The sequence below is a fragment of the Alishewanella sp. d11 genome (assembly GCF_049390205.1).
GTDB lineage: Bacteria > Pseudomonadota > Gammaproteobacteria > Enterobacterales > Alteromonadaceae > Alishewanella.
Map to the genome: position 1 here is coordinate 1866699 of NZ_CP186547.1, position 26348 is coordinate 1893046.

At 45.1% G+C, this 26348-nt stretch carries 24 protein-coding genes; 17 read left to right on the top strand and 7 right to left on the bottom strand.

Annotation, left to right across the window (positions count from 1 at the left end; all coding sequences use genetic code 11):
* Positions 1-101: 101 nt before the first annotated feature.
* Positions 102-1946, bottom strand: coding sequence for a methyl-accepting chemotaxis protein (locus ACO1PK_RS08415; protein ID WP_423185199.1), 1845 nt, complete (start codon positions 1944-1946; stop codon positions 102-104).
* A gap of 382 nt (positions 1947-2328) precedes the next feature.
* On the opposite strand from ACO1PK_RS08415, the gene ACO1PK_RS08420 reads away from it, so the two are divergent.
* The 9 genes from ACO1PK_RS08420 to ACO1PK_RS08460 all read left to right on the top strand — a co-directional run bounded on the left by ACO1PK_RS08420 (position 2329) and on the right by ACO1PK_RS08460 (position 10373).
* Positions 2329-3555, top strand: a complete 1227-nt coding sequence (locus ACO1PK_RS08420) for an adenosine deaminase family protein (protein ID WP_423185200.1) — start codon at positions 2329-2331, stop codon at positions 3553-3555.
* A gap of 309 nt (positions 3556-3864) precedes the next feature.
* A complete protein-coding gene (locus ACO1PK_RS08425; RefSeq protein ID WP_423185201.1) occupies positions 3865-4053 on the top strand; it encodes a hypothetical protein in 189 nt (62 codons plus the stop codon).
* A gap of 119 nt (positions 4054-4172) precedes the next feature.
* A complete protein-coding gene (locus tag ACO1PK_RS08430; protein WP_423185202.1) occupies positions 4173-5594 on the top strand; it encodes a sensor histidine kinase in 1422 nt (473 codons plus the stop codon).
* Positions 5591-6193: a hypothetical protein gene (locus tag ACO1PK_RS08435; RefSeq protein ID WP_423185203.1), complete on the top strand. Its 603-nt coding sequence runs from the start codon at positions 5591-5593 to the stop codon at positions 6191-6193. Before ACO1PK_RS08430 ends, ACO1PK_RS08435 begins: the two co-directional genes overlap by 4 nt.
* Positions 6193-7542, top strand: coding sequence for a sigma 54-interacting transcriptional regulator (locus ACO1PK_RS08440; protein ID WP_423188185.1), 1350 nt, complete (start codon positions 6193-6195; stop codon positions 7540-7542). The genes ACO1PK_RS08435 and ACO1PK_RS08440 overlap by 1 nt, the downstream gene beginning before the upstream one ends.
* Positions 7543-7570: 28 nt before the next feature.
* Complete coding sequence (locus ACO1PK_RS08445) at positions 7571-7930, top strand: DUF2288 domain-containing protein (protein ID WP_423185204.1); 360 nt, start codon at positions 7571-7573, stop codon at positions 7928-7930.
* A gap of 25 nt (positions 7931-7955) precedes the next feature.
* Positions 7956-8522: an acyl-CoA thioesterase gene (locus ACO1PK_RS08450; protein ID WP_423185205.1), complete on the top strand. Its 567-nt coding sequence runs from the start codon at positions 7956-7958 to the stop codon at positions 8520-8522.
* A gap of 188 nt (positions 8523-8710) precedes the next feature.
* Positions 8711-9109 (top strand): phosphate ABC transporter substrate-binding protein, encoded by a 399-nt coding sequence (locus ACO1PK_RS08455; protein ID WP_423185206.1) that lies wholly within the window; start codon positions 8711-8713, stop codon positions 9107-9109.
* A gap of 25 nt (positions 9110-9134) precedes the next feature.
* On the top strand, positions 9135-10373 hold the full coding sequence (locus ACO1PK_RS08460) for a hypothetical protein (protein WP_423185207.1): 1239 nt from the start codon (positions 9135-9137) through the stop codon (positions 10371-10373).
* Positions 10374-10494: 121 nt separating this feature from the next.
* On the opposite strand, the gene ggt is transcribed toward ACO1PK_RS08460, so the two are convergent.
* Both ggt and ACO1PK_RS08470 read right to left on the bottom strand, forming a co-directional pair.
* On the bottom strand, positions 10495-12213 hold the full coding sequence (gene ggt / locus ACO1PK_RS08465; RefSeq protein ID WP_423185208.1) for a gamma-glutamyltransferase: 1719 nt from the start codon (positions 12211-12213) through the stop codon (positions 10495-10497).
* Positions 12214-12297: 84 nt separating this feature from the next.
* Positions 12298-12696, bottom strand: coding sequence for an acyl-CoA thioesterase (locus ACO1PK_RS08470; RefSeq protein WP_423185209.1), 399 nt, complete (start codon positions 12694-12696; stop codon positions 12298-12300).
* A 15-nt stretch (positions 12697-12711) separates the two neighbouring features.
* On the opposite strand from ACO1PK_RS08470, the gene ACO1PK_RS08475 reads away from it, so the two are divergent.
* The 6 genes from ACO1PK_RS08475 (at position 12712) to ACO1PK_RS08500 (ending at position 20325) form a co-directional block, all read left to right on the top strand.
* Positions 12712-13416 (top strand): 2OG-Fe(II) oxygenase, encoded by a 705-nt coding sequence (locus ACO1PK_RS08475; protein WP_423185210.1) that lies wholly within the window; start codon positions 12712-12714, stop codon positions 13414-13416.
* A gap of 111 nt (positions 13417-13527) precedes the next feature.
* Positions 13528-15609, top strand: coding sequence for a TonB-dependent receptor family protein (locus ACO1PK_RS08480; protein WP_423185211.1), 2082 nt, complete (start codon positions 13528-13530; stop codon positions 15607-15609).
* Between the two features lie 215 nt (positions 15610-15824).
* Positions 15825-18242, top strand: a complete 2418-nt coding sequence (locus tag ACO1PK_RS08485; RefSeq protein WP_423185212.1) for a TonB-dependent receptor domain-containing protein — start codon at positions 15825-15827, stop codon at positions 18240-18242.
* Positions 18243-18349: 107 nt separating this feature from the next.
* Positions 18350-18979, top strand: coding sequence for a PepSY-associated TM helix domain-containing protein (locus ACO1PK_RS08490; protein ID WP_423185213.1), 630 nt, complete (start codon positions 18350-18352; stop codon positions 18977-18979).
* A gap of 20 nt (positions 18980-18999) precedes the next feature.
* Positions 19000-19494, top strand: a complete 495-nt coding sequence (locus ACO1PK_RS08495; RefSeq protein WP_423185214.1) for a DUF2271 domain-containing protein — start codon at positions 19000-19002, stop codon at positions 19492-19494.
* A 33-nt stretch (positions 19495-19527) separates the two neighbouring features.
* Positions 19528-20325, top strand: a complete 798-nt coding sequence (locus ACO1PK_RS08500; RefSeq protein WP_423185215.1) for a DUF4198 domain-containing protein — start codon at positions 19528-19530, stop codon at positions 20323-20325.
* 76 nt (positions 20326-20401) lie between these two features.
* Here the strand turns inward: ACO1PK_RS08500 and ACO1PK_RS08505 are convergent, their stop codons facing one another.
* Positions 20402-20857, bottom strand: coding sequence for a GNAT family N-acetyltransferase (locus ACO1PK_RS08505; protein ID WP_423185216.1), 456 nt, complete (start codon positions 20855-20857; stop codon positions 20402-20404).
* A gap of 174 nt (positions 20858-21031) precedes the next feature.
* Here ACO1PK_RS08505 and ACO1PK_RS08510 point away from each other — a divergent pair, with 174 nt between their 5' ends.
* Positions 21032-23014: a PhoX family protein gene (locus ACO1PK_RS08510; protein WP_423185217.1), complete on the top strand. Its 1983-nt coding sequence runs from the start codon at positions 21032-21034 to the stop codon at positions 23012-23014.
* Positions 23015-23025: 11 nt separating this feature from the next.
* Here ACO1PK_RS08510 and ACO1PK_RS08515 read toward each other — a convergent pair whose 3' ends face one another.
* From ACO1PK_RS08515 to ACO1PK_RS08525, 3 genes are all read right to left on the bottom strand, one after another.
* Positions 23026-23916 (bottom strand): DMT family transporter, encoded by an 891-nt coding sequence (locus ACO1PK_RS08515; protein WP_423185218.1) that lies wholly within the window; start codon positions 23914-23916, stop codon positions 23026-23028.
* A 119-nt stretch (positions 23917-24035) separates the two neighbouring features.
* Complete coding sequence (gene cysM, locus ACO1PK_RS08520; RefSeq protein ID WP_423185219.1) at positions 24036-24920, bottom strand: cysteine synthase CysM; 885 nt, start codon at positions 24918-24920, stop codon at positions 24036-24038.
* A gap of 15 nt (positions 24921-24935) precedes the next feature.
* Positions 24936-25700 (bottom strand): RNA methyltransferase, encoded by a 765-nt coding sequence (locus ACO1PK_RS08525; RefSeq protein WP_423185220.1) that lies wholly within the window; start codon positions 25698-25700, stop codon positions 24936-24938.
* A gap of 232 nt (positions 25701-25932) precedes the next feature.
* Here ACO1PK_RS08525 and ACO1PK_RS08530 point away from each other — a divergent pair, with 232 nt between their 5' ends.
* Entirely contained in the window at positions 25933-26301 is a 369-nt protein-coding gene (locus ACO1PK_RS08530) for an HPF/RaiA family ribosome-associated protein (protein WP_423185221.1), read from the top strand.
* Positions 26302-26348: the final 47 nt, after the last annotated feature.

Sequence of the window (26348 nt, forward strand, 5' to 3'; positions counted from 1 at the left end):
GGTTTTGTTTAGCAAAGCGCGTTGACGAAAGAGTACAAATAATAAAAATGGCGCTTAAAGCGCCATTTTTATTTAGGTCATAGATTCAAGATGGGAAAAGGTTAAGCCCTAAACTTTTCTACTTCTATCCTGAGTTCACGCGCTTGCCCTGCAACCATTTCACTTAGCTGATTTGTTTGTTTCGCTGTACCCGCAGTTTCTTCTGACATATCACGGATCTTCACTACATTACGATTCACTTCAGCGGCAACGAGGCTTTGTTCTTCTATTGCGGCCGCGATTTGTGTGGTCATATCCATAATATTACTCACATTGGCAGTGATTTGTTGTAGTAGCTCTTTTGCTGTACTAGCCTGCTCCGCACTTTGCATACCATTATCACGGCACTCTTGCATGGTTATCGAGATGCCTTTAGTGCGTTGTTGTAAGGTTTGAATAATGGCTTCAATTTGGCGAGTCGATTGCTGGGTGCGTTGTGCCAGGGTTCTGACTTCATCTGCGACAACGGCAAAGCCGCGCCCCTGTTCGCCAGCTCGGGCGGCTTCGATAGCGGCATTTAATGCCAGTAGATTAGTTTGCTCAGCAATAGCACGAATTACATCCAATACTGAGCCAATATTGATACTGTCTTGTTCTAGCTCTGCAGCAGATTTGCTGGCGTCTTGTAAACGTGCAGCAAGCGCTTTTACCGAGTCGACACTATCACTAACTTGTTGCTGTCCTTGTTGGGCATTTAAGTTGGTGCTATTGGCTGTGCTAGCGGTCATTTCAGTGTTAGATGCAATCTCTTGAATGGTTGCACCCATTTCCGTGACGGCAGTTGCAACCATATCAGTTTCAGATTGTTGTTCATGCATCAAGGTTGCGCTACCTGCCGCAGCGATGGCCAATTGTTCTGTAACGGTATCCAGAGTTTCCAATGAATGGTTGACCGATTTAACTAGCGTCTGTACATCAAACAATAACGTATTAATGTCCTGTCCTAGTACGGCAATTTCGTCTTTTCCTTCAATATTAAGGCGTAGCGTAAAATCTTTTTCAGCCCTAATACGTGCCAGATCGGTAGAGGCTTGCTGAATCGGTCTTTGTATACTGCGCGCAATAGTACTTACTAGTAGGATCACTACAATGATAATAAGCGCAAAAATGCCAAGACTTAATCGGTTGATTTTTTTGACAGCTTCGCTAAAGCTGCTGCTGAGTTGTTCTGACATCTGTTTCAGTAAATTCTCAGTGGCTCTTATTTCCACTCGCATTTTTCCTTCAATGCCTTGGTTTTGATCGAAACCGCGACTTTCCATAGCCTTAGTTAACGCATTCATACTTTGCATGTAACTTTGTAAGGTAGCTGCGGTGGCTGCGGGTAGCTCCGTGAGCAAGCTATTGGCAATATTTTGCTGTGTAGCAAGATCATCAGGGTTGAGTCGCAGTAAAAAGTCTTTTTCTAAACGACGTAATTGAAGGTAATACAGCTGCAGCTCTGGGGAATCTGTTAGTTGTTGCTCTAATAGAGCAGCATTTTTTCGCAGATTACCCTGTAACCCTTCTTCTTCGGTTAGGCCAATTTGTTGTTGTAAGTTTACGAAGGCGGCAAATTCATTACCATAGTTAGTGACTAGCCGAGCAAATTCAGTGGTATGCGGATCTGGAATAGCCAGTTCGATAAGCAGTTGTTTCAGTTGCGCCAGCTTTTGTTCTAGCTGTTGTTGCGTAGCTTGATGACTGGGCAAGTAGCGTAGCTCTTTACGTAACAAAAAGTCTTTTTCATGGCGCCGTAGCATCAGTACGTCGGTATTGAGTTCAGCGATAAGCTTATCCGCGGTGGCTAAACTACCTAGGGTCTTAGACTGATATTGCATTAACAGTAACATCAAGCTAAGTGCTATCACCGCAACAGCCGCAATAGTGATTAAACGGTTTTTTATCGATAAATGACTCAGTTGCATAGCGCAAACGCCTCCGGCAGATACTAAAAAATAAATGAGTTACCACTGTTATTTATGGTTTCGTTCGCCTTTTGGCTCAAACAGCGCCACAACTAAAAGAGGCTATTTGTTAACCTTAGCATAAATTGACTGCAGTTTTTTTATGCTAGATCTAATAACACTATCTTTAGTGCAGGCATAGCACAGTGATAGCTAATCGTGTTTATACAAAGTACTTTTTCATTATAGTCTGCGCTTTTAGATAAGCCTGATGCACAGCATGAAATTATTTTTACCAGCTTCATTTTTTAATACGGTTTAACACAACGATCAAACTACTTACCGACGTTTTTCGGAAAACGTCTTTCATGCTATGCTGCATTAAGCTTAAGAAGGAAAGATTATGCCCAGATATTCAGCCGAATTTATCAAAGATATGCCCAAATCTGATTTACATCTGCACTTAGATGGTAGCCTAAGGCTAGAGAGTTTAATTGAGATGGCGAAACGCAGTGACGTTAAACTGCCTTCGGCGAGTGTGGCAGGTTTAAAAGAGTTAGTTTTTAAAGACCGTTATCAGAATTTGGGTGAGTATTTACACTGCTTTCAATATACCTGCGCGGTCTTGCGCGATCTGGAAAATCTTGAACAAGCCGCTTACGAGTTGGCGCTAGATAATCAAGCTGAAGGCGTTAACTATATTGAGGTACGCTTTGCCCCTCAATTACTGATTGATCTCGCTCGCGGTATTGATTTTGATCAGATAATGCACGCTGTGAATAATGGCTTGAAGCGGGCGATGCAGCAATATAATGCGACTGAAGCGGTATTAAGTGGTCAAAAGCCTCCTTTCTTTTATGGCATTATCAACTGTGCCATGCGTATGTTTGGTAATAAAGGATTCTCACCTTACTATACAAATCTATTTCAGCTGATGCGCGACTTCGCGCCGATGGATGTGATCAAGCTCGCAGCCATGGAATTGGTGCGTGCTAGCGTGCGGTTAAGAGATGAAGAAGGCATCCCGATTGTAGGTTTGGATTTAGCTGGTCAGGAAGCAGGTTATCCTGCAGGGAAGTTTAAAGAAGTCTATGAATATGCACATCAACATTTTTTGTTAAAAACGCTGCATGCGGGTGAAGCCTATGGTGCCGAAAGCGTTTTTGAGGCGATCACAGAATGTTATGCCGATCGGATTGGCCACGGTTATTCGATGTTTATGCCAGAGATGATTAAAGATCCGAGCATTGCAGATAAAGCTAATTACATCAGTAGTTTGGCGTCTTACATCGCTGATAAACGTATCGCTATTGAAGTCTGTCTCACCAGTAATCTGCAAACCAACCCTGCTATTACTGACATTAGCCAACATAAATTTAAAGCGATGTTAGAACACCGGATTGCTACCGTGATTTGTACTGATAACCGCTTGGTATCGAATACGACGGTGAGCAAAGAATATCAGCTGGCGCTGGACAATTTTGATGTGCCGTTAAAGCGTCTGAAAGATATGGTCGCTTATGGTTTCAAGAAAAGCTTTTTTCCGGGTAGTTATGTGGAAAAACGTCAATATGCTAAGCAGTGTCTAGAGTATTTTGATCGCGTCGCACAGCGATACGGCTTTATTTAATAAAAACAGATGCTTAGCTTGTATGTCGCAAAAGAGATACAGGCTAAGCTTTTGATTTATAAAGTTTTAGTATATCCGCTTGGTAATGTGTCGCTGATTAGCAACACTATCTCTTCGCTTTACGCCTCATCTATCCATTGAAATAACATATGCTATTGATTCTGTTGTTATTTTAAAGTTGGCACGGACTGTGCTTATCTATGTTGCTGCAATAGGGGAATATCGTAAGAGTAAACTTTTTTACTTTTACGCCATTCTCCTAGCCAGCATAGCCCCTTGTATGTGAGGCACTTTCACCGGAGAAGTACCATGGATATGTTTTTAAGTTTAGTTACTCTGTTTTTAGTTGCGAATATGGCGATTGTTTTTACGCTGTTACGCCGTATCAATTTAAACAGTGAGAGCGTTATTGCTTGGGAGCAAACGCATGCAGATACGCCTACGGTGAATGCTCAACTAGGGTTCAACTCAAGTTTAGACACGGAAATGGTTCAATAACTCTACACGACTAATTTAATCTGCCTTGGCCAGCATTGTCTGGCCTTTTTTTTAACGAAAAATCGCTGTGCATTAAGGTAAACTGATAAGCTAGTACTTTGGCAAAGATAGTGTGAACTATGCGTTTCTCAATTCAAACCGCTTCTCTACGGCAATTAGTGTTTCTCAGTTTTTTTCTGGCTTTAATTCCGGTTGCCGTTTTACTTTGGCAAAGTAATAAATCACTTAGCGGAGTCAGTTCTTACGCTATTACCTCGGCGGAGTATGCTGTCTCTTCTGTGCGACAGTCCGAAAGTATGCAAAGCTTAGTCGTCGATATTGAGCGCGCAGTTCGTCAGTATGTGGTGGTTCGCACTGACGCATTAAAGCGTTTAGCCTTAAACCATATAGACAATCAGCTTAATTTGTTGGCGCAAGTCTGCGCTGCACAGGCGCAATTAATTCTCTGTAACGAACAAAAAACGGCTCTAGCTACGCTAAAGTTGAGTTTTGACGGGGAGATGACGGCAACCCCAGAAATACTGCTACAACAAATCCGCACTCAACAGCAGCAAATTACCCAGCAAATTTGGGATTTATTAGAGTTGCAACTTCAGAACCAGCAGCAGCAAGTGTCTGCAACCCAGCAGCAGTTAGCATGGCAAACCTTTGGCTTAGTTTTATTAACCTTGTTACTGGTTTTATGGGCTTCCAAGCGCATTACTGCACCAGTACAACAATTGGATCGAATGATCCGCGCTATTGCTCAACCAAAACATCATTTTCCTGATGAAAAGCTGCAAGGTCCGCGTGAACTGAACGAATTAGGGGAGCAGCTACGTTGGTTAAGTTCACGTCTACAACAGCTAGAAGCTTTAAGATTGATTCTGTTACGTCACGCGTCACATGAGTTAAAAACGCCGCTATCCAGTATTCGTGAAGGTTGTGCCTTACTCAGTGAGCAACTCGTTGGGCCTCTTACTGCCCAGCAACAAGAGGTGGTGACCTTACTGAATGGCAGCGCCGATCGCCTAAGTGTGTTGACAGAGCAGTTACTTGACTACAACCGCTTGTTACAGCAAGCACAGCCAGAATGGAGCGTGCAAGTCCCACAGCAGTTAATGCAAGCGTGCTTTAATGATCATGCTTTATCATTACAGCAACGACAACAACAAGTAAAATTAGATTGTCAGCTCAATGCCTTTTATACTGATGCAACCCTGTTTCGGCGAATTTTAGATAACCTGATTAACAATGCGCAGGCTTATGGCGCTGAGGGTAGCCCTGTTTGGGTAAAATTATACCGACAAGATGATTCCGTGATACTGGATGTGGCGAATAACGGTACACCCATTCCGATGTCGCTGCGAGAAAAGTTGTTTGAACCTTTTCAGCGTGGTACGACCCCCCGCTTTGATCAAGTTATGGGATCTGGCTTAGGCTTATCCATTGTCGCTGATTGTGCCCGTTTGTTAGGCGGGCATGCTGATATTGTGGATGTTGTTTATGCGGATGTATGTATTCGTGTTCGTTTGCCGTTATTAGGAGAAAAGCTGGGATGAAAAAACTCGTGTCGCTGGTCGTGTTACTATTTTTAAGCGGATGTCAGCTGAAACCCGTTGTGGTTGCCCCAGAAGAACTGCCAGCGTCTGAAACAGTTTCCATCCAGCCCCCAGCAGCTGAACCTGAGCAATCTGAGCCAGTGCCGTCCTTTATTTTAGATGAGCAAGCGACTAGCCTAGCGGCTTGGCTGGATTATAAACAGCAAATTTTGCTTGATCCTGAGCCGGAGAGCGCTCGCTTAAAAGCCTTAACGACTCTGGATGAGGTGGCTTTGTTACAACTTGCCTTACATAATTTGCATCCAGATATGCCTTATGTAAACCGTTTTAGGGTACAAACGCAGTTAACTGAAATGGTTTCAACATTTCCTCCCCGTTTAGCGGCGTTATTTAGTTGGGATTTGACCTTTAATCAGAAGTTACTGGAAGCGGAGTCCGCAGTCAGTGCCTTAACCCGCTTAAATGCGCAACAGCAAGACACGATTGAACGCTTACAAAAAACAAATCGCGATTTACAGAAAAAAATTGATGCGTTAACCCAAATTGAAGCGGAGTTAAATCAACCTTCTACCTCTGAAACCAATAATGGGGGGCAATGATGGCTAAGGATAACCCGCGTATATTATTAGTTGACGATGATCCTAGTTTATTGCGTTTACTCACTTTGCGCCTAGAGGGCGAAGGCTTCCAAGTATTTAATGCCAATAGTGCAGAAGAAGCGCTGGCCTTATTACCGCGCCAACCGGTAGACGTGGTACTCAGTGACCTACGTATGCCCGGTTTAGATGGCATGAGTCTTTTCGATGAAATTGCAAAGCGATTTAAAGGCCTACCTGTTGTTTTGATGACGGCCCATGGCTCTATTCCAGAGGCGGTTGCTGCGACACAGCGGGGGGTGTTTGGCTTTTTAACCAAGCCACTCAATCCTGCTGAATTACGGGAGGTATTGCATCGCGCCTTAAATCAATCTTTACCTGAGCAAGCGACCTGGCGAGAGGCCATTATCACCCGAAGTAAATTGATGCTGGATTTGCTTGAGCAAGCCTATCGTGTGGCGCAACGTGATGTCAGTATCTTAATTACCGGTGCAAGTGGCACGGGGAAAGAGTTACTGGCAAACGCTATTCATAAAGCCAGTCCGCGAGCGGATAAACCTTTTGTGGCGATTAACTGCGGCGCTTTACCGGAGCACTTGTTGGAGTCAGAGTTATTTGGGCATAGCAAAGGTGCATTTACGGGCGCAGTGACAGAGCATGGCGGTTTATTTAGGGAGGCTGATGGTGGCACCCTGTTTTTAGATGAAATTGGTGATATGCCGGTTGCCTTACAGGTAAAATTATTGCGAGCTCTGCAAGAGCGGCAGATCCGCCCTGTGGGTGGCACCAAAAGTATTCCCATTAATGTGCGAGTACTGTCGGCCACCCATCGTGATTTAGCTCAGGCGATGAGTGAGGGGGCATTTAGAGAGGATCTTTACTATCGCCTTAATGTAGTGAATCTCCAGCTGCCCAGTTTAGAGCAGCGAGCCGAGGATATTCCATTATTAGCGCGGCATGTACTGCAACAAAGCGCAGAGCGGCATCATGTCAAGGTCACTCGGTTCTCTGATGACGCCTTGCAATTACTGGCGACAGCCAAATGGCCAGGCAATGTGCGGCAACTGGTCAATGTTATAGAGCAGTGTGTTGCATTAACCCAAAACGCGGTCATTTCTGCGGCTTTGGTTGAGCAGGCGCTGTCACAAAATAGTAGCTATTGGCCAACCTTAACGGAAGCAAGAGATCAGTTTGAACGACAATATCTAATTCGGGTATTGCAAATGACTGAGGGGAATGTCACCCGTGCCGCCGAATTAGCCGGCCGCAACCGAACAGACTTTTATAAGTTATTAAAAAAACATGAGTTAAGTGCTTCACGTGTTGCGGAGCAAGGCGATGAAGTCGAATAATTTAACTCAAGCAATATAAGACGAGGATATGATGGTAGCAATAACTCCACCTGATGCACACCTTGCTCTGGATGCGGAGAATCCTGAGCTAATTAGAGCAAAAATTATTGCGGAAACGGCTCGGATTCCTTGGCATGATTTACAAAAGTTTTTTGCTGCTGGCAGTGTGATTACAGTTGAACCCACGTTAGATCTAATTGATGTCGCTTTTGCGTTTAGCCAAGATAACAAAGCTAAGGTCGCAGAGTGGCTCGCTACCGCTCAAGTCGGACGGACGTCTGAACAGCAGGCTACCAATTGGTATCAACACCAAGCTGAATTATGGGCGGTGGTTATTTCGCCTTGGGTGCTAGTGCAAGATAAACCTGCAGCGACATCATTAAATTAATCGGCGAGGTACAAGGATGGATACTATGGTTGCAGAATTTAAAACAGTCAGCTGTTCACAAATTACCTTATCACAGCTGATGTTACCCTCTCACTCGAATTTTAGTGGCAAGATCCATGGTGGCTATTTGCTGTCACTTATGGACCAAATAGCCTTTGCTTGTGGTTCAAAATTTAGTGGTAAATATTGCGTAACGGCGTCGGTGGATCGGGTGGATTTTTTAAATCCGATCGAAGTCGGAGAGCTGGTTACCTTAAATGCGTCAGTTAATTATGTTGGTAAAAGCTCTATGGTGGTGGGTATTCGAGTTGAAGCACAAAATATTCAAAGTGGGCTGATTAAGCACTGTAACTCTTCTTATTTCACCATGATAGCCAAAGACAGTCAGACAGGGTTGCCCGTTGCGGTACCCAGAATAATCCTGCAAACAAAAGAAGAGGTGATGCGTTATTTAAAAGCCGCGGAGCGAATTCAATTACGCAAACAACGCCCCGCTTCGGCAGAGCCTTTTGCTGGTTGTCTCGATCAAGCTATTTGCCATATCCAGCAGCACTATGATGCTAAAATCAGTTTACAAAGCGCTTCTGCGTGAGCATACAAGTAGACCGATTGCGTTGTATATCAAAATTATCTAAAACCCCTTAGTTGCAGCTTTTTAAATAGCGACTATCCTTATAAAGGAAAAATGAGACATTTCTGATTTTTCCTGATTCGGTTTATCCAAAAAACCTAGCAAACTATTTATATTCTGAGTGGGCACTTTCCCCTTCCGGAGGCTTTATGAAGATAGTCCCTATTGCTATATGTCTTAGCTGCCTATTTTGGCAACAGGCCAAGGCGGATATCGTGATAGTTGTACATCCTACCATGCAAGAGAATATCACCATGGATGACATTTCTAGAGTGTTTACCGGTCGCTCATCCATACTTGAGCCGGTAAATCTGACGGATGCGAATCCAGTGCGGTCGGTTTTTGATGAAAAAGCGTTAGGACGTTCTTCCTCGCAAATAAAAGCCCATTGGTCCAAGTTAGTTTTCACTGGCAAAGGCACACCACCAAAAGAGTTAGCGTCAGACAGCGATGTATTAAGTTATGTTGCTAGTAACGAATTTGCTGTGGGCTATATTAACAGTGCCAATGTAAATGATTCCGTAAAAGTAATTCATACCATCAAATAAGCTAAGAACCCAAAGGGGGGTTAGTATGAAACTATTATTTATATTGCTATTAGTATTGCCGCTTAGTTTAAGTGCGATGGATTTTCGGGTGAGTGGTTATGGCTCCATTGTCGGTGGTAAAGTTATAAGTGGTGATAAAGATCCATCTGGTGAGACTGAGTTTCAGATCGATTTTTATGATTACGCCTATTACGTAGAAAAGTGGGAGTGGGATAAAGAGTCGTTAATTGCGTTACAACTCTCAGCTGATGTGAACGACCGTTTAACGGCCACCATGCAATTAGTTGCCAAAGGGGCTGATGGTTGGTCTCCTGATATCGATTGGTTTTATGTAACCTATGATTTAACGGACAATAGCCAGATTATGGCTGGGCGTCGTATGTTACCGATGTATTATTTTTCAGAGTTTATGGAAGTAGGTTATGCCTATCCGTGGATCAGGCCACCAGCAAACTTATACTGGTGGGAAATCACCCAGTTCAATGGCCTGACCTATCTGCATAGTTTTGATGTTAAACAGTGGACGGTGAATTTCAGTGCTTTTTTTGGGCGTGAAACGCAAACAGAGATTAAATCGCATGACTTCTGGCGTAATCGCGGTGGCTACTATTTTCCGCCAGAAGGCACCTATATCGCAGGTACTGCCGATGTTACCTGGTCTGACATAAAGGGCGTTAATATTGCTGTTGCCAATAACTGGTTAGACATTCGGGCGTCCTATTTTTCAACGCGCTATACCACCACTGCCGATGTCATGTTCTTTGATGAGGTGGATACCAATAATGATGGTATACCTGATTTTACGGTAGAGCGTCGCACCAATCCGGATGGCACTCCTATTCGTTCAGGGCAATGGTCTTTAACTGACTTTGATCTCTCATTCTATGGTTTAGGCGGTACTGCAACTTTCGACTATTTCACCTTGTTGTTTGATTATAACTATGTGATATACGATGACGGTTATGGTTCACGTTTCCCAACCTTTTATATTAGCGCGGTTTATAATCACGAGACTTGGCAGCCTTATGTGGGGTTATCACAAGCGCAGTTAAAAATTACCAAAGATTTTGATGGATTTGGTACGGGAAAGGCAGAAGAGCATCAGATCTTGACCGCAGGGGTACGTTATAACTTTATGTCAAAAGCGGCACTGAAATTTGAATTAAACAAATTTAAGGACAAAGGCGATCGTAGCCCGTGGTTTGACTTTAGTTACCATAATGATGCGACCTTATTTAGTATTGGTTTAGATTTTATCTTTTAAATGACAACGCTAGCCTGATTGACTGCTATCGGGCTAGCGTTCTTATCTGTGCTAAGTTTTCTCTGTATTTAATTCTCAATTATTGCGCTAAATTAAAACTCAATAGCTGATTATTCATATTTTAAAAGCCTGCTGCTTGTCCATCTTTACGGGATTCAGAGGCGCCAATCCAAACGCCATTAGTGTGATCACGCATAATGGCTTGGTAGCCGCCAAAGCCGCCTAAGCCATGCCGGACATTGTGACCGCGTTTTTGCAGTTCCCGCACTGTTTCAAACGGAATACCACGCTCTACTTCAATATAGCCTCCATTTTTTAGGTACGCATCTTGACCATCGGTGGGCTCGGTACTCCCCAAATGCTGCCAACGTGGGGCATCGCCGGCTTCTTGTAGGTTCATGCCAAAATCGACCATATTCACTAAGATTTGCACATGGCCTTGTGGCTGCATGGCGCCACCCATCACACCATAACTGACTAAAGGTTTGCCCGCTTTGGTTATAAATGCCGGAATAATGGTATTAAAAGGCCTTTTGCCGGGTTCATAGACATTGGCATGGTTTTTATCCATTGAAAACATCTGGCCGCGATCCTGAAACACAAAGCCTAATCCTGGCACGACTACGCCAGAGCCCATACCGCGATAGTTACTTTGAATTAATGACACCATATTGCCGTCTTTATCCGCGGTCGTCATATAGATAGTATCGCCTTCATACAAATTAGGATTACCCGCATCAACTCGTTGCGCAGCGCGCGGGCCAATCAGTTTAGCTCGCTCGCGGCCATATTCTTCAGAAATCAGGACGCTGATTGGCGTTTTATAGAAATCCAGATCGGCATAAAACTTGGCTCTGTCTTCAAAGGCCAGCTTCTTGGCCTCAACGAGTACATGAAGACTGTCTGGGCTGTTAAAGCCCATGGCAGCTAAATCAAAGTTTTTAAGAATTTGCAACATTTGCAGTGCAGCGATACCCTGACCATTGGGTGGCAATTCCCATAAGGTATAGCCTTTATAGTCTACCCCAACTGGCTCGACCCAATCAGAACGATGATTGGCAAAATCAGTAAAACGCAGGTAGCCGCCATTTTCGCGCATAAAGGTATCGATTTTGCGAGTGATCTCGCCACGATAGAACGCATCACGGCCGTCTTTAGCCACTGCGCGCAGCGTATAGGCAAGTCCTGGGTTTTTAAAGAGTTGACCTTTAGTGGGTGCTTTGCCGTCGATGGTAAAACTACCTTTAAAATCGCCTGGCTGAGGGCTTAATAACGGCACGCTACGATTCCAGTAATAGGCGATAAGCTCGGTTACCGGAAAGCCTTTTTCGGCGTAATCAATGGTGGGTTGTAACAATTGCGGCATGGGTAAATTGCCAAATTTCTGGTGCATTTCAAACCAGCCATCAATGGTGCCAGGCACGCTAATTGGCAGCATGCCATGTGGCGGTAAATCGCTACGCCCGAGTTTATCTAATTCGGCTTTTAAGGTGTCATAACTCAATCCCAGTGGTGAGCGGCCAGAGGCATTCAACCCATAGAGCTTGCCGGTTTTAGCATCCCAGATCATGGCGTAAAGATCGCCACCAATACCATTACCAGTGGGTTCCATTAATCCTAGAGCCGCGTTAGCGGCGATGGCGGCGTCAATAGCATTGCCGCCCTGCTTCATAATATCCAGAGCGACTTGTGTGGCGAGTGGATGGCTGGTCGCGGCCATTGCTCCTTGAGCGATAACCTCAGAGCGACTGGCAAAATCCTTCCCTGTTATGCGATCAAAAGCGTGTGAAGCTGGCGCAATAAGTATACTAAGGCAGAACAGGCTGAGTTTAAATTTCATCGGGTTAGCTCCTATTTTTTATAAAACTAAACCCATTAGTTACGACTGGCTAGCGCCTTTCGACCAATGGACGTTGGTTGTCGCTCAGTCGCTGGCGCGTAAATGTGCAGTAAGCGCGCTTACCTCTGAACTGCTAAGCGCGACCGCTTGTTGTTGCTTGTAGTCAAACTTGACTAAAGCTGTTATACCAGAGGCGCATTTTTGACCATGTTGCCAAGCCTCTTGATAAACTTCAAAAGAACGATTACCGATACGGTTAACCCAAGTGCGGATTTCAACCACGGCATTATAGTGCGTTTGCGCATGGTAATTTATCTGGATGCTGGCGATAATCAGTGTCCATTTTGTGGTATCTAGGTCAGGCGTGAAAATGCGAAAGATGCCTTGTCGAGCACTCTCAAACCACACGGCAAACACGGTGTTATTGATATGACCAAGCGCGTCTGTTTCTGAGAAACGAGGCGTAATATTTTCGGTAAACATAAACAGGATGTCCTAATGACTGATTTTATTGAGATATATGATAATGCGTTAAGCGCAGAACTTTGCCAACAGCTGATTAGCGCTTTTGAGAAGAGTCCGCATCTACGACCCGGAAGAACGGGGGCGGGAGTTGATCTCACTAAAAAGATCAGTACAGATCTCTATCTTAATGACTATGCTGAGTATCGGCACTTATTGCAGCAGGTCATTGATGTTACCTCCTATTATGCTCATCAGTATTTCAAAAAATACCACTTCGCTTTAATTGCACCAGTTGGCATCACTACGCAAGATCCGCTGAATGGTCAGCCAGTGCCGGTAACACATGATAATTTTCAGCAATTTACCGCAGAGCAAACCTTTGGCTTTATGCGGACTTTATATCGTCTGGGCCCGATTCAAGCACAAAAATATCAAGCCGATAAGGGTAATTATAATTATTGGCACTGCGAGGTATACCCACAATTACCCGATAATGAACCACTGCACCGGACATTGTTATTTATGTTTTATCTGAACGATGTGGCAGAAGGTGGTCAAACAGAGTTTTACTATCAGCAGAAATCCATTCAACCGGCACAAGGTCGCATGGTGATAGCACCTGCCTATTTTACCCATACACACCGTGGTTGTACCCCAGTATCTAGTGATAAATATATTCTGACTAGTTGGATTTTATTAAATCGAGCAGAGCAGCTGTACGGCATGCCAGCAAGGTAAAGCTAGAAAAAGCTTACTAAAATCCAAATGATAACTATTGCTATTAAAGTTAAGCGTTGTTAATATTCTTTTCATCTCAAATTCATGTAGTTTTAATGGTAGTGGGTTTCCATGTTGAAAAGTAAGCTTAATCCAGTTGCATCGGCTGTGGTCTTAGCAATGAGTGCCATCAGTTTCAATCTTTATGCCACAGCAACAGCCGACCAAGTCGTTGCTGCAGACAGTGCGCTAAGTCCGGCAATCGAAGTCATTAGAGTGAAAGGTCAGCAACACGTGCATCGCTTTGATGAAACCGGTGCCGTGATCTTGATTGATCGAGCACAAATTGAGCAGGTGCAGCCGCTTTCTACCGAAGATGTATTACGCCGTGTACCTGGTATCAATATCAAAGGCGAAGAAGAAACCTCGATTGTGGCTAACTTTGGTATTCGTGGTCTGTCTGCAGGTGAGTCCAAATCGCTGTTACTAGAAGATGGTGTTCCAGTCGCCCCCGGATTGTTTATTGGTAATGACCGCTATTTTAATACTCGTATTCAACGGGTTGAATCTGTAGAAGTGTTAAAAGGTTCAGCCTCTTTACGCTATGGTCCTTCGACTATTGGTGGTGTGGTTAACTATATCACTAAAACGCCTGATGACGGTGTGTTAGTGTCGGCACGTGCCGGTTCCTTTAATATGCGTGAGCTTAGTGTCGAAGCTGGCGCTAAGAACCCGTCCGAAGACGCCTTTGTTGGTGTGGTGGCGACTAAAGCAAAAAGTGATGGCTTTATGGATAAAGGCTATGACATGTCAGATGTGATGGTCAAAGCCGGTATGGCGATTAGTGACAAGCAAAAGGTCGGTGTTAAGTTTGCCTATCATGAAAATGAAGCCAATATTTCTTACCGCGGTTTGTTGTTGGCCGATTATTTAAACGGCGAGCGTTATAATCCTGCACCGGATGACTGGTATTTGACCGATCGTACATCACTCGATTTAAACCATGAAGTGGTATTAAACAACGATGTTAAGGTGAATACTTTACTCTACTGGAGTGAGATTACACGCGATTACTGGCGTTATAATGTTGATACGGCGGCTTCAAATGCGGCTGGACGCTGGGTCTATACCGATGCGCTGACAGGTAATAACCGTAGCTTTGAGCGTTTAGGAATTGAAAGCCGCTTGAGCGTTGATCAGCAGTTATTTGGTTATGCAGCTGCGACTGAATTTGGCTTGCGTGTAATGCAAGAGGAATCTAATGATACCCGAATCCGTGCTACTCGCGCAGCGGATCGTTCAGGCAATAACGATCGGCATATTATCGATTCTGCTACCAGTGTTGCCGGTTACGCACAAAGTCGTCTACAAATCAGCGATGCTTTGGCCATTACCCCTGGTTTACGAGTAGAGTCTTACGAGCAAAAGCGCGAAATTCTGACGCAGAATGGCGATACCGCGAAAACCACTAACACCGAGTTTTTACCGGGTGTAGGCGCCACTTACGAGTTAAGCGACAGTGCGCAGTTGTATGGTGGTGTGTATCGGGCATTTTCGCCGGCCTCTAATGGTGTTGCCCTAGATGGCTTAACCGATCAGCAGCTAGATGGGGAGCGCTCAGTAAACTATGAAGCCGGTTTACGTGGTACTGCAGGCGCAGTAACTTACGAAATGTCCGCCTTCTATATGGATTTCGCCAACCAAGTTGTAACGGGTAATAGCGATCCTAACTTGTCGCAATCTAATGCCGGTGAGACCGAGCATACAGGTATGGAGTTGGTGTTTAATTACAATTTTGGTGGTGGCTTTAAATTAGAGACTAATGCCACTTGGGTACCGACTTCAGAGTTTAAAACAGGCGTTAATGCCGGTAATCGTATTCCTTACGCACCGAAGATCTTGGCAAACGTTGCGCTAAGTTACACTGCAGAGTCCTTTAGTATTGCTTTAACGGCACATCACCGTGGCGAGCAATACGCTGATCCTAGCAATCGCGTGGATATTCCAACAAATGCTGCCGGTGGTATTTGGGGTGGGTTATTACCTGCTTACTCTGTATACGATCTGTTAGCACAATATAAGGTGATTGATGGTTTAACCGTATATGGCTCAGTGAAAAACTTAGCGGATAAAAACTATATCAGTGGATTGCGTCAAGGTATTTATGTAGGGCCTGAACGCTCATTTGAAGCAGGCTTCCGCTACCGTTTCTAAAGCAATACTAACGTTATATCCCATCTATTCTTAGCAACAACCGAGCATCGCTAGGTTGTTGCTAACGCTTGTTTTCTCCACTTTCTGCTTCATCAAATCACTATTAGCAAAAAGTTCCCTATAAATGAAAATAATATTGCTATTGCAAGTGATTATCATTATCATCCTAGCGATTGAAGGCTGTTAGGCCGCATTTACCCATAAAGGAGATAGAAATGTTGTTTCGCCAAGGTTGTCTGGCTATCGCAGTCGCTGCTGCATGTCAAATCAGTACAGCGCATGCCACAGCAGCGTTAACCGAAAATAATATTGAAGTGATAGTGGTAACGGCTTCAGGCTATGAACAGAAACTTGTTGATGCGCCTGCGAGTATTTCTGTGATTACACAGGAAGAGTTAAAGCGCCGTCCTTACACTACCTTATTAGATGTGGTGCGAGATTTAGAAGGTGTCGATATTGGTGAAACGCGTGATAAAACCGGACAGGGTACGATCAGCCTGCGCGGTATGGGATCGGATTACACCTTAATTCTAGTCGATGGCAAGCGACAAAATAATCATGGTGACATTTATCCAAATGCCTTTGGGGGCAATCAGTTTGGTCACATCCCGCCGTTAGATGCCATTGAGCGGGTGGAAGTGATTCGCGGCCCTGCATCGACCTTATATGGCGCAGATGCATTAGGTGGCGTGATTAATATCATCACTAAAAAAGTGACTGAGGAATGGGCTGGCTCGCTGTCACATAGCCGTACGAAACAATTTGATGATGCCTTTGGTGAAGAGGTAACAACCGATTTTAATGTGATGGGCCCACTTATCAAAGGTGTACTTGGTATGGCAATCCGTGGCAGTGTTTATGATCGGATGGCGTCAACGCCGGAATATGCGCCTATTAATTATCCGAATGGCGAGGTGCGTACTCGCTCACTAGGTTTTGGTGCCGGCGGCAAAACCGTTGATAATACAAACGAAGTATTAGGTGCACGCTTAAGCTGGACGCCTGTCAAAAACCAAACGCTATGGTTTGATATCGAAACGTCTAAGCAGGATTATGATAATACACCTGTAATCAATAACGATGGGGTGCGGCAATACCCTTTAGGTACGGTGGATAATATTGATAGCGTTTGGGCTGTGGGTAATGTGTGTATTGGTGGTAGAGGTTCAAGGCAAGCAGTCTGCGAAGCCAGTGGTGGTCAGTGGACCAGACGTAGTAACCCCAGAGTCGGTTACAGCGATACGCAAGAATTTACGCGTGATACTTGGTCGTTAACGCACCAAGCTGAATGGGAATTTGGCAATAGCTTTGTCTCGTTATCTTATGTTGATACGCAGAATAATGGTCGGACTTTGCCTTTTACCGTAGCTGAACGCGCGCAATTGCTACAAATGATTGATGCTACTGGGAACTATGCTGGATTAGCAGAAAGCGAGCGAAAAGCCATTGCTGAAGCGACTTTTTTACCGCGGCCAAAACGTGAAATGAGCAGTAATCAATATACGCTTGATATCAAAGTCGATATGCCATTTGAAGCGGCAGGACAGCATAAGACCGTGTTTGGCGCGCAAATCATTCGTGGCGAATTGCAAGATGGTGTCTTTGGTATGGAGCAGGGTACACCCGGTGCAGTGCAAGATCACAATATGTGGTCAGTATTTGCAGAAGATACTTGGGATTTGACGGGTGAATTTGCGTTAACTGCGGGTTTAAGGCGAGATGATCATGAAGTATTTGGTGATCAATTAAGCCCCAGACTTTACGGTGTGTACACCCTTAACGAAGCTTGGACCATTAAAGGCGGGGTTAGCACGGGTTTCAAAACCCCGAAAACGACGCAGTTATATGATGGGGTCGTTGGCTTTGGTGGGCAGGGCACCTCTCCGTTTTTTGGTAACCCAGATTTAAAAGCGGAAACCAGTGTGTCTAGTGAATTAGCCGTTTATTGGACGCATGACAATGGCCATAACTTTAATGCAACCCTCTTTAAAAATGATTTTGACGATAAAATTGCCTCACAGCCTTGTGGTGCTAATACCACAATTCTGTGTTCCGTCACCGGTGAATATGCCAGTTTGGGATACGCAACGAGCAGCAAAACTGTCAACATTGATAAAGTGACTATTCAAGGCGCAGAGCTGGCTGGACGTTGGCAATTACTTGAGACCGTTGCGCTAAGAGCTAACTATACCTATACCGACAGTGAGCAAAAAAGTGGTGCTAACAAAGGTCGTCCGCTTGGGAATAGCGCTAAGCACATGGCTAACCTGACGCTAAATTGGCAAGCGGCTGCAGCGCTAAATGTGTTTTTAACATCAGAATACCGCACTAAACGTTACCGCTCTTGGGATGTGCAAAATGATAAAGCGCTTTATTTTAAAGGTTATAACGTCTTGCACCTCGGTGCGGCTTACCAGGTGAATGATACTGTTACCTTTAATCTGCGCATCAACAACCTGCTTGATAAAGATTTTACTGCTTACAACATTACCTTTACTGAATGTAGCGATACTGCTGCCAGCTGTGTCAATGATGCTAGCGGTCAGAACGGTTATAGCGCTGCGTTTGTCGATGATTTTAATAACAAAGATAAGGCGCGTAACCTTTGGGCGGGCGTTAATGTGCAGTTTTAACACCCTTATTTAATGCAAAGGGGCATTACTAATGCCCCCTTATTTAACAGGGGTAAGATAACGTGTTCAGCGTAAAAAGTGAGTTTAGCAACAGGTTCAGATAAAGCATGCAAGCAAAAAACAGTGTAGCCAAAAAGAAAAATGCCGCGGTCGGTCGCATGATGCGAGCCTTGCATACCTACAGTGCCATGTGGGTGTTGTTATTACTGGTGTTTTTTTCTATTACGGGTATCACACTTAATCACCCAACTTGGCAAAGTAAGTGGGGCGCGCAGCAAAGTCTTACCATATTACCTCTGCCAGCAGCATTTCAAACCTGGCCCGTTGAGTCCGAGCAAGCGCACTATGCGGCTAATTTAGTTGCATGGTTGCAACAGCAAGGTGTCAAAGCAGTCAGCTGGCAATCGCGTTATGAACCTGACGAGCAAACGCTGGAATTAAGCTTTAAGCGACCTGCTGGTTTTGCTGTGGCGCTGGTTGATCTCAATCGGGCAGAGGTCGAGTTAGAGCAACAGTTTAGTGGCTATCTGGCACTGGCGAATGACTTACACAAAGGCCGAGATAGCGGTTTAGCGTGGAAGTGGTTGATTGATATTACCGCTATTGCCTGTTTGTTATTTGCTATTACAGGGTTTTATTTATTACTGAAAATGCCATCGAAGAAAAGTGCGGGAAATGCGCTGGCCGTCTTAGGTGGCCTGATGGCGCTATTGGCCTACCTCATTGCGCTGCATTAATGGAATTTAAGAAGGAGATAATGTTGAAAGCATTCAGTCTGAGCTTAGTAACGGCTGCACTATTAGTTTGTAGCCCATTACAGGCCGCAGAATCGGAAATCACGCTACAGATCCCAGAGATTGCTACGGCCCAGTACTATCGGCCATATGTTGCGGTATGGATAGAAAATACTGAGCAGCAGCCGGTGAAACTTATTGCTCTCTGGCGCAAAGAGCCTGATTGGTTAAAAGATATTCGGCGGTTTTGGCGCAAAATAGGCCGCAGTGAGCCAGTTTTAGTTGATGCGATGACAGGGGCAACCCGCACTCCAGGTCAGTATCGCTTAAGTTGGGATGGTAAAGATGATCAAGGTGATGCTTTACCTGAAGGGAAGTACACCCTGTATGTGGAGGCTTCGCGCGAACAAGGCGGTCGCAGTTTGCAAAAAATCGATTTTGAACTCAATGGACAGCCTCAGCAACTGAGTGCTGCTGCGTCAGAAGAGCTTGGCGAGTTGCAGTTTGTTATTAAATAAATACCCATCATGATGTGAAAAAGGAAAAATAGGATGAAAAAGCTTTTATTGGCTGCATTGCTTGCCGTATCGAGTCAATCGGTGTTCGCCCATACCTTATGGGTGATGCCAAGTCACTTTGTGTTATCAGGAGAAGATACTTGGATTTCGGTGGATGTGTCCGCGGCGAACATGACCTTTGTTCCCGATAAAGGTGTATCGCCAGATAATTTACATATCATTTTCCCAGATGGCCAGCGACATAAGTTTGCGCAAAGTTACCAAGGTAAGCGCAAGTCGCAAGCCGATCACCAGCTGGTTGCTGAAGGCACCTATCTGATTGAAAATGGTGGAGCACCGCGCTATTTCACTATGTATGAAGTGAATGGCGAGCGCAAACGTATTATGGCAGATAAAAAAGCGGCCAGTAGTCAGCTACCTGTTGGCGCAAGCAAGGTCACGACAAGTCGCAGTCAAAGTAAAGCCTTGGCTGTAGTGACGGTGAAAGCCCCTAATCGTACTGCGATCAATCCCAAAGGCGAGGGCTTTGAAGTGAACTTTGTCACACATCCAGCGGATTATGTGGCAGAAGAAGATATTCAATGGCAGTTATTATTAGAGGGCAAGCCCGTCTCTGGTGTGAAAGTGGAACTGTCGCGGGAAGCAGAGTTATATCGTAATAACGCAGGACGCATCACCTTAGAAACGGATGCTGAAGGTAAACTGCGGTTTACCCCAGCAGAGGCTGGGCGTTATTTACTTGAAGCTAGCTACCAAGACAATACGCCCACGGCACTGGCTGATATGCAGAGAGCCTCTTTGACATTAACCTTTGAAGTGGGTCTACCGTAAATTGTTCTACCGCAGGCATTGTTAGATGCCTGCTCTGTTACACAGCTTACGCAGGCTTAAAATTGCAGGCAGTGGCTTAATCCGCTGCCTTAATCATTTTCAGATGCGGAATATCATCTTCCAAATAAGGCTCACTAGCCGGTTTAAAACCAAGCTCTTGATAAAAACGCTGTAAATAACATTGCGCTGAGATATGAATATCGGTGTTTGGCCAAAGCGCCGCCGTCTCTGCTAGCGTTTTTTCCACTAAGATTTTCCCCAAGCCTAACCGTCGAGCCGTTTGCGAGATGCAAACGCGCCCTATACCTGGAAAGCCAGCAAAGCTCACATTGGGTGCTAATACCCGCGAGTAGGCAATGACTTTATCGCCTTTTTTTAGAATGATGTGCCTTGTCTCTGGATGTAAGTCTTTGTCATCCAATTCTGGATAGGGACAATTTTGTTCAACAACAAATACATCTACCCGCAGTTGCAACAATGAATACAGTGTGAGGGTATCTAACTCCTTGAAGGTGAGTACCTGCCATTGCATTTTTACAGCCCTTTTCTTGCTATTTTTGATGCACTATATCAGAGCCAAGACGCAGGATGCTATTCTTGAAGACACTAAAATAAATTATTCAGAGCTTTTTTAGTTGTATGTCATAAAATTGTAAGAGCAAGCAAGAATAATCAAGAGTATTTTTCCCACATATTGGTGACAACCATGGTAAAGCAGCGTCATACAGCATTCGATATTTCAGGCACTGAGCCACAGGCAAATTTTTCTGCAAATCCTGAGTTTCAGCAGGTTTTAGCAAGCCGTTTAAATCGTCGTCGGTTTTTGCAAGGCGCTGTCGCTTTGGCAGTGGGCAGCTTTATTGGTAGCAGCTTAACAGGCTGCGATACTAAGGTTACGGCAGTCAGTAATGCGGTAAAAAAAGGGCTATTAGGATTTGAAGCCATTGCCACAAACCGCTTTGATACGGTAACTGTACCTGCTGGCTACAGTGCCAAACCTTTTTTACCGTGGGGTACGCCATTATTGCCAGGAGCCGCAGCATATAAAACTGATGGCAGCAACACCGCTGCAGAGCAGGCTATGCAAATAGGCACACATCACGATGGTATGCATTTTTTCCCGATGGATATAAAGCAAGGGGGCCAAAGTTCCGATGAGGGCTTACTGGTCATAAATCATGAATATTGCGATCCCAAAATATTACATGGCGCCGTTGCTGAGGTATTACCTCGCCCCGCGGAACAAGTCCATAAAGAGTTAGCCGCACATGGTGTTAGTGTGGCCCATATCAAAAAACAGGCTGATGGCCAATGGCAGCTGCAACAAGACAGTGCCTATAATCGCCGTATTACCGGTATGACCCCGATGGCGTTAACAGGCCCTGTGCGTGGTCATGCTAAGGTGCAGACCCAATATAGTCCTGAAGGCTTGGCCACTCGCGGTACCTTAAATAACTGCTCACATGGTGTCACACCTTGGGGCACGTATTTGACCTGTGAAGAAAACTGGGCATTACTCTTTGTTAACCGTGATATAAAGATGCCTAGGGAGCATCGACGTTATAGTGTTTCGGAGATGCACAGTATTATGCATTGGGAATCTGCTGCTGCAGAAGATCCCGTTTTAGCTCGTTTTAATGCTTCAAGCCTTGCTGAATCAGCTATGGCCGACTTCCGCAATGAGCCGAATACTTTCGGTTGGATCGTAGAAATTGACCCCTTCAATCCGCAGAGTACGCCCGTGAAGCATACCGCCATGGGACGTTTTGCGCATGAAGGCATTATTTTTGCTAAACCGGAGATAGGTAAGCCGTTAGTGGCATATTCGGGTGATGATTCGCGCTTTGAGTACATTTATAAATTTGTTAGCGCGCAAAATTATGATCCTGCTACAGCGGGTCCGCATTTACTGGATAGTGGAACCTTGTATGCAGCTCGTTTTAACGATGATGGTTCGGGAGAGTGGTTACCCTTAGATGTGACTAATGCCGACTTTATGGCAAAAGCGGCCGCAGCTAAGGTGGAATTTAGCGATCAAGCTGATCTGCTGCTCAATACACGTTTAGCGGCAGATATTGCCGGTGCAACCAAGATGGATCGCCCGGAATGGGGCGCTGTGCATCCTGAAACGGGAGAGGTTTACTTTACGTTAACCAACAATAGCCAGCGACATAATTCGCAACTTAATGCTGCCAACCCGCGGGCAACTAATACCCAAGGTCATATCATTCGTTGGCGTGAAGAGGTGGGGACCCGTTTTAATTGGGACATCTTTTTATTAAGTGGTGAGGCTTTTACCTACACACCGCAGCATCAGTTTATGTTAACGGAAGAAAACCAGCATGCTTCGCCTGATGGCTTGTGGTTTGATCCTAATGGTTTACTCTGGATCCAAACCGATATGTCGGGAAGCCAGTTACGTGAAGGCGTCTTTGGTCATAATCAGATGTTAGTAGCAGATGTTGTTTCACACACCATCAAACGTTTCTTAGTCGGTCCTGTGGGCTGCGAGATTACCGGTGTAGTAATGACGCCAGATTGTCGAACGATGTTTGTGAATATCCAGCATCCTGGAGAGGGATCAGGGCCATATAGTTTCAGTAGTACTTGGCCAGATCGAGGTACGCGTCGACCACGCTCTGCCACGGTAATTATTACCAAAGATGATGGCGGTGTTATTGGCAGCTAAGTCACTGATGACTAAGTGCCAACGATCAGCATAGTGCCAAGTACTGTTAGAAGGGCGCCTAACCAGGCGCCCCAAGCAGGGCGACGTTTATATACTAACCAAAGCATCGGCAGTATGAGTACCGGACTAACCGACGACAGCATTGCTACCTTGCCAACGTCACCATGCTTAAGTGCTTGTAAAATAAAAGTCATACCCAATACCATTGATAGGGTTGCATTAATAATCACTAAAGAGAAAATGCGACCGGTTAAAGGCAGCAGGCTGCGTGCCACTTTAAACCCGAGCAGTAAAAATAGTAAATGCAGTATAAAACCTGTTGTCATCCTAACGGCCGAGGCAGCTATGGCATCAACAGCCGTTAGCATGAGAGGCTTTAGCATTAGGGTAGATACTGCTTGGCAAACTGCCGCTAATAAGCCCAAAGCGATGCCCAAGCTGATCCCGTGTTGCTGACTTTCCCATTGATGCTGTTCGTTTTGCCTTTTACCAAACAAGATGGCAATCATGACGCCACTAAGCAGTAATGAGCTACCGATAAGACCAAGTCCCCATAGGGTTTCACCTAACCAAAAATACGCTAGAACGACCGAGAATAAAGCATGGCTAGCAAACAACACACCCGCTCTGCGCGGGCCAAGCCGATTCATTGCCGCGAATAATGCGGTATCGCCAATAAAGATGCCTATAGCCCCGGAAAGCGCTAGTAAGCTGATGCTTTCACTGGATAACGTTTGCCAGCCATTATTAAATAGCGTCATAAGCCACAATAGCACCATGGCAACCAACATCCGATAACGAGTAAATGCAAAAGCGCCTAAATGGGTTGCAGCCTGCGCTGAGAGCAAACTACCAAAGGCCCAACAGGCGGCTGCTAATAATGCAAGATATTCAAAAGACAAGGGTTTCGCCGTTAATAGAATCGATAGGTTGGCAACTCTATATTTAGCAAAGTTGCCACATTAGTTTTATTTAAAGCAAACTGGTTTAGTACTCGGTATTAATTTGAAAGCGGTTAACGTTAAAAAATTCCCGATGATAAATAGCGATCGCCTCGATCGCAAATGATGGCCACGATTACCGCATTGTCGATTTGTTCTGCAATACGCAGTGCCGCATACACCGAACCACCAGAACTCACTCCCGCGAAAATACCTTCTTCTTTGGCCAGTCGACGCATAGTGTCAAGTGCAGCTTCTTGTGAGATATCAATAACCTGATCTACGCGCTCTTGCTCGAAAAAACCAGGTAAATATTCCACCGGCCAGCGCCTGATCCCTGGGATGCTGGCGCCTTCGGCAGGTTGTAAACCAATAATTTGAATAGCGGGGTTTTGCGTTTTCAAATAGCGCGACGTGCCCATAATAGTGCCTGTAGTTCCCATGCTGGATACAAAGTGCGTAATAGTCCCCTGGGTTTGTTGCCACAGCTCAGGCCCAGTACTGGCAAAATGTGCTGCGGGATTATCCGTATTATTAAATTGATCCAGCACTATGCCTTTGCCTTCTGCTTGCAGCTGTAATGCCAGATCACGCGCGCCTTCCATCCCTTGTTCTTTACTGACTAAAATCAATTCTGCGCCATAAGCGCGCATAGAAGCCTTGCGTTCTTCTGTCGCATTGGCTGGCATAATTAACGTCATCGGGTAGCCTTTTATCGCGGCTGCCATCGCCAAGGCGATCCCGGTATTGCCACTGGTGGCTTCAATAATGCGATCGCCAGGTTTAATGCTGCCACGACGCTCTGCTTCGTTAATCATATTTAGTGCTGGGCGATCTTTGACCGAGCCAGCCGGGTTATTCCCTTCCAATTTACACAGTACGACGCTGTTGGTGTGGCTGGCTAAACGCTGCAGTCGGACTAAAGGGGTATTACCCACATAGGCTTCGATAGTTGGGAAATTCATAAGTAGGCCTCGTTATTAAAAAGTCTCAGCAGTTAATGTGGTTAGCCGCAGCAGGTTATCACAAAGTACCGCAGCCGCAATGCCGACATTAAGTGACTCCGCTTCACCAAAAGCAGGGATAGTGATTTTACGATTGACCAAGCTGCCTACTGCATGACTAATGCCATTGGCTTCATTACCTAAGATGATGAAGCCTCCCTGTTGGGATAAGCTTAGTTCATGCACACTTTCGCCATCGAGATAGGCACCATAGATAGGCATGTCGGTTGACGATAAAACGTCAGTCAAGGATTGGTAATGCAACTGCACTCTTAAAAATGAGCCTTTTGCAGCAGCAACAACTTTCGGATTAAAACAGTCGGCAGTATCAGGAGAGCATAGAATATGCTTTATGCCATACCAATCGGCAATCCGAATGATCGTGCCCAGATTCCCGGGGTCGTTAATGTTATCCAGAACCAGCGTCCAGCTTGAAGCGGCGGGGGAGAAAGTGGGCCATCTAGGCATAGCAACCACAGCTAATGCCGCATCATTACTACTAAAGGTGCCGACTTTAACTAGCTCGTTGCTGTCACAGCTTTGCAATACGGGTACCTTTTGCGTAGCTACTGGATGTGCCGAGATAAAATGCTCTGTAGCAAACAAGGCCACCACTGTCCAGTTAGAGGCTAAAACCTCAAGCACCGCTTTTTCACCTTCAACAAAAAACAGCTGTTCCGCTTTACGATTTTTTTTCAGGTGAAGCGCTTTAATCAACTTGGTCCATTTATGGCTAATCATGCTGCAGACTTTTTTAAGTAAACACTTTGCCTATTTTACCCAGACTTTCCGCTGCTGTCTGGATAAAAATCCACATTAACACTGATGTAGCTTAAACGCGTTTTTTTCAGTTTTGCCCTTGACGGTTATCGGCAGTATCACCATCTATTAAGAAGTAACAAGGAAACCATTCGTTGCGGCAGTGGTCTTTAGTAATAGTCGCTGCAAAAATTCTTAACAGGAGTACCTTATTATGCAAATACAAATCAACAGTGATCGCCACATTCAGGCCGATGAGCGCTTGGCCGAATTTGTGCGTGATACCCTCAGTGCAAAGTTAAGTCGTTTTGCTGATCATATTACTCGCATCGAAGTGCACTTGAGCGATGAAAATAGTAGTGCTAAGCATGATGGGAATGACAAACGCTGTTTGTTAGAGGCGCGTTTTGAAGGGCAAGAGCCGATTGCCGTCACTGAACATGCGGCAACGGTTGGCCAAGCGCTAACGGGAGCGGCTGAAAAGCTACAACGTAAGTTGAGTTCTTTAGTCGGGAAATTAAGAGACAAACAGACAAGAGTGGGCGCGGTTGCTTTTGAAGAGGCTGAGGATCTTAACCCGTAATTGGTAGGACTAAGCTTGCTACGCAGCCAATCAGTGCATATGGTTAG

Bases quoted from the DNA above. Each gene is read 5' to 3' on its own strand.
- ACO1PK_RS08415 (WP_423185199.1), bottom strand. From the start codon at position 1,946: ATGCAACTGAGTCATTTATCGATAAAAAACCGTTTAATCACTATTGCG.
- ACO1PK_RS08420 (WP_423185200.1), top strand. From the start codon at position 2,329: ATGCCCAGATATTCAGCCGAATTTATCAAAGATATGCCCAAATCTGAT.
- ACO1PK_RS08425 (WP_423185201.1), top strand. From the start codon at position 3,865: ATGGATATGTTTTTAAGTTTAGTTACTCTGTTTTTAGTTGCGAATATG.
- ACO1PK_RS08430 (WP_423185202.1), top strand. From the start codon at position 4,173: ATGCGTTTCTCAATTCAAACCGCTTCTCTACGGCAATTAGTGTTTCTC.
- ACO1PK_RS08435 (WP_423185203.1), top strand. From the start codon at position 5,591: ATGAAAAAACTCGTGTCGCTGGTCGTGTTACTATTTTTAAGCGGATGT.
- ACO1PK_RS08440 (WP_423188185.1), top strand. From the start codon at position 6,193: ATGGCTAAGGATAACCCGCGTATATTATTAGTTGACGATGATCCTAGT.
- ACO1PK_RS08445 (WP_423185204.1), top strand. From the start codon at position 7,571: ATGATGGTAGCAATAACTCCACCTGATGCACACCTTGCTCTGGATGCG.
- ACO1PK_RS08450 (WP_423185205.1), top strand. From the start codon at position 7,956: ATGGTTGCAGAATTTAAAACAGTCAGCTGTTCACAAATTACCTTATCA.
- ACO1PK_RS08455 (WP_423185206.1), top strand. From the start codon at position 8,711: ATGAAGATAGTCCCTATTGCTATATGTCTTAGCTGCCTATTTTGGCAA.
- ACO1PK_RS08460 (WP_423185207.1), top strand. From the start codon at position 9,135: ATGAAACTATTATTTATATTGCTATTAGTATTGCCGCTTAGTTTAAGT.
- ggt (WP_423185208.1), bottom strand. From the start codon at position 12,213: ATGAAATTTAAACTCAGCCTGTTCTGCCTTAGTATACTTATTGCGCCA.
- ACO1PK_RS08470 (WP_423185209.1), bottom strand. From the start codon at position 12,696: ATGTTTACCGAAAATATTACGCCTCGTTTCTCAGAAACAGACGCGCTT.
- ACO1PK_RS08475 (WP_423185210.1), top strand. From the start codon at position 12,712: ATGACTGATTTTATTGAGATATATGATAATGCGTTAAGCGCAGAACTT.
- ACO1PK_RS08480 (WP_423185211.1), top strand. From the start codon at position 13,528: ATGTTGAAAAGTAAGCTTAATCCAGTTGCATCGGCTGTGGTCTTAGCA.
- ACO1PK_RS08485 (WP_423185212.1), top strand. From the start codon at position 15,825: ATGTTGTTTCGCCAAGGTTGTCTGGCTATCGCAGTCGCTGCTGCATGT.
- ACO1PK_RS08490 (WP_423185213.1), top strand. From the start codon at position 18,350: ATGCAAGCAAAAAACAGTGTAGCCAAAAAGAAAAATGCCGCGGTCGGT.
- ACO1PK_RS08495 (WP_423185214.1), top strand. From the start codon at position 19,000: ATGTTGAAAGCATTCAGTCTGAGCTTAGTAACGGCTGCACTATTAGTT.
- ACO1PK_RS08500 (WP_423185215.1), top strand. From the start codon at position 19,528: ATGAAAAAGCTTTTATTGGCTGCATTGCTTGCCGTATCGAGTCAATCG.
- ACO1PK_RS08505 (WP_423185216.1), bottom strand. From the start codon at position 20,857: ATGCAATGGCAGGTACTCACCTTCAAGGAGTTAGATACCCTCACACTG.
- ACO1PK_RS08510 (WP_423185217.1), top strand. From the start codon at position 21,032: ATGGTAAAGCAGCGTCATACAGCATTCGATATTTCAGGCACTGAGCCA.
- cysM (WP_423185219.1), bottom strand. From the start codon at position 24,920: ATGAATTTCCCAACTATCGAAGCCTATGTGGGTAATACCCCTTTAGTC.
- ACO1PK_RS08525 (WP_423185220.1), bottom strand. From the start codon at position 25,700: ATGATTAGCCATAAATGGACCAAGTTGATTAAAGCGCTTCACCTGAAA.
- ACO1PK_RS08530 (WP_423185221.1), top strand. From the start codon at position 25,933: ATGCAAATACAAATCAACAGTGATCGCCACATTCAGGCCGATGAGCGC.